This window comes from Kitasatospora sp. NPDC007106 (assembly GCF_040634455.1).
GTDB lineage: Bacteria > Actinomycetota > Actinomycetes > Streptomycetales > Streptomycetaceae > Kitasatospora > Kitasatospora arboriphila.
This window is the reverse complement of record NZ_JBEYFP010000799.1, coordinates 1-2,600: the sequence shown is the minus strand read 5'-3', so window position 1 is coordinate 2,600 and position 2,600 is coordinate 1. Positions and strand designations below refer to the sequence as shown.

General features: G+C 75.6%; 3 protein-coding genes and 1 pseudogene. All 4 read right to left on the bottom strand.

Features of this window, described 5'->3' with window-relative positions; translation table 11 throughout:
- Positions 1-550, bottom strand: a 550-nt coding sequence (locus tag ABZ641_RS32525) for an MBL fold metallo-hydrolase (protein ID WP_359987673.1), incomplete at its 3' end; no start/stop codon positions are given.
- A 175-nt stretch (positions 551-725) separates the two neighbouring features.
- Positions 726-1,526 carry a nucleotidyltransferase domain-containing protein gene (locus ABZ641_RS32520; protein ID WP_359987670.1) on the bottom strand — a complete coding sequence of 267 codons (801 nt, stop codon included), beginning with the start codon at positions 1,524-1,526 and terminating at the stop codon, positions 726-728.
- Between the two features lie 218 nt (positions 1,527-1,744).
- On the bottom strand, positions 1,745-1,906 hold the full coding sequence (locus ABZ641_RS32515) for a hypothetical protein (RefSeq protein WP_359987667.1): 162 nt from the start codon (positions 1,904-1,906) through the stop codon (positions 1,745-1,747).
- Positions 1,894-2,600 (bottom strand): annotated as a pseudogene (locus ABZ641_RS32510) (hypothetical protein); the annotation flags it as partial. The pseudogene ABZ641_RS32510 and the gene ABZ641_RS32515, both read right to left, overlap by 13 nt.

Below are 2,600 nucleotides of genomic sequence, written 5' to 3'. Positions count from 1 at the left end.
CGAGGTGGAGGATCAACGCCGTGCTCGCAACGTCCGTCGAGGTGATCCGCAGGGTGCGTGTGGTGCCGCGGCGGGTGTGGGCGGGGCCGTAGTGGACGAGTTCCACCGGGCGGTCGTCGAGGTGGAGGGTGAGCCGGTCCCGGAAGGTCACGTCCGGCTCCATCGGCCGCACGGCGCCCCACTGCACCTCGGGCCAGATCACCGGCAGGTTGAGGCCGTCGAGCAGGTTGGCGGAGCGCGCCTCCTCGTGGGCGATGACGGTGGCCTGCGGCGTGAACAGGCTGGCCCCGTAGTGGTGGTCGCCGTGGTGGTGGGTGATGACGACCCGGGTGACGGGGTGCGGGGTGAGCTCGGCCACCGCGGCCTTGAGGCCGAGGGCGCGGCGCTCGGTCGCGGTGCAGTCGACGAGGGTGGTGGAGCGGCGTCCGGCGAGCACGCCGGCGTTGCTGACGCACCATCCGCTGTGCGACTGGAGGTAGACGTGGACGCCGTCCTCGATCTCCACGAGGCGTGCGGTGTCCTGGAACAGGTCGTGCGGTGCGTGCGGCATGGGCCCCCCGGCTGGCTGGCCGCCGCTGCCGGTCGGTCGCGGCGGCGATCAAACGTTGACCGGCCATTGTGTCCGCGCCCGCACGGCATCAAGCTATGATCTGCATCACAGCTTGTCGGATCATATGATTCATCGGTCGTCCTCGAAGGACGGCCCCTCCAGCGGCCGGTCCGACTCAGCCGGAGCCCTCCGCCGCGGCGGCCTCCGCGACCCGGTCACCCACCCAGGCCAGGAAGGCCCGCACATCGGCCGCGGGCAGCGGGCGGGCCTCGGCGCGGGGCCGGTCGAAACTCTCCAGCGCCGCACCGATCAGCGCACGGAAGCCCTCCTCGGCCGCGGCGACCTCCCGCCCGGCCCGGCACTTGGACAGCCAGTGTCCGGTCCGGCAGAACTCCGCGGCGCGGCAGCCGTTCAGCACCCGGTTGTCCGCCAAGTGACCCTCGCCCTCGGCGTGTTCACGCACCGAGGCGGCGAGCGCGGCGAGCACCTCGGCCCGCGCCGGAGCGGCGATCACCTCCGGTGCCGGTCGGCCGAACAGCGCCAGGCCCGACCCGTGGGCGACGGCACGGTCGACGGTGTACCAGAACGCCGTCGCCCCGGCGGGGTCGAAGCTCGCCCGGTCGGGCAGCAGCGGGCCGGTGTTGAGGTCCAGCAGGTACCCGGCCCCGCCGGACGGCCGGCGCACGGAGTCCCCGCCGTAGACCACCAGTTCCAGCCCGGCCGCCGGACACGGCAGCCCCGGGTGCGACAGCACGGCGGCCAGCTCCCGCAGCGCCGCGGCCGGCAGCACGGGATCCACCACCACGGCGACGTCCACGTCGCTGCGCCCGTGCCGGTAGTCCCCTAGCGCGACCGACCCGACCGCGTACACGCCGATCAGCCGCGGCCCGCACACCACCCGGGTGCGGCGCACCAGTTCGTCGAGGTAGGGCCGCAGCTCGGCGGGGACGCCCCGGCCGTCGGAAGGATCCGTCATCCACCCAGTCTCCCCCGCCGGGTGTGCAATCCAGGGGCGCGGGGAACTGCGCAGTCCGGGAGTGGTGTTCCGACGAATCCGGCTCATCCCTGGTCCGCACAGTGGCCCGCATCCGAATCGCGCAGTTCCCCGCGCCCCTGACGTGGCCACCCACGCGCCCCCATGGGTCATCCGTACGCCTCTGAAGACACGCCCTACCGCTCGTCCGCGGCCGGCGGTCAGGACGTGCCGGCCTCCGCGGCGAGGCGGTCGCCGAGGGCCGCGAGGACTCCGGCGGCCTCCGTCAGTCCGGCGCGTTCGCAGCGGCGGACGCCCTCGGCCAGCCGGGCACGGGCGGCGTCGGTGCGGCCGAGGCTGCGGCCCTCGATCAGGGCCGCCATCCGCAGGGCCTCGGCGCGCGGCTCCCGCCGTCCGCGCCACCGGCCTCGTGGGCGGCGACGGCCGCCTCCGCGGCGGCCAGACCCTCCTCGGCCCGGTCGGTGAAGGCGTAGCAGCGGGCCCGCTCGTAGTGGCCGAGACCGCGCTGGTACCAGGAGGTGACGGGGTGGCCGTCGGCCTCGGCGCCCGCGACGACCTCGTCGGCCTCGTCGAGCCGGGCCAGCGCCTCGTCCAGGCCGTCCTCGCCGCGGGCCTGCACGGTGAGCCGGGCCAGCTGCTGCAGCATGCCGCAGACCTGGTCGGCGCGGGGCGCGACCGCGTGCGCGGCGAGGGCGCGGGTGCGGGCGGTGTCGGCGGCCTCCCAGCGGCCGGCCTCGGCGAGGGCGACGGTGGCCTCGCAGGCGACCATGGTGTGGATGTCCTGGCCGTCCTCCCAGCCGGCGGCCTCGTCGGCGAGCAGCAGGTAGTGCTCGGCGGCCTCCCGGTACTCCTCCAGTCCGAGCAGGCCGCGGGCCAGGTCGAGCCGGACCTGCGCCCGGGCCCGCCCGTCGAAGCCGTCCGCGCCGGTCTCCAGCAGCAGCGACTCCAGGACGGCGACCGCGTCGCCGGGCCGGCCGCTGTCCCGCAGCACCGAGGCGAGCTGCATCCGGGCGCCCGCCGCGTCCTCCGCCTTGCCGGCGCGGTCGAAGCGGTCGG

Excerpts from the sequence above, each read along its gene's own strand:
- ABZ641_RS32515 (WP_359987667.1), bottom strand. The coding sequence starts at position 1,906 with ATGGCGGCCCTGATCGAGGGCCGCAGCCTCGGCCGCACCGACGCCGCC.
- ABZ641_RS32520 (WP_359987670.1), bottom strand. The coding sequence starts at position 1,526 with ATGACGGATCCTTCCGACGGCCGGGGCGTCCCCGCCGAGCTGCGGCCC.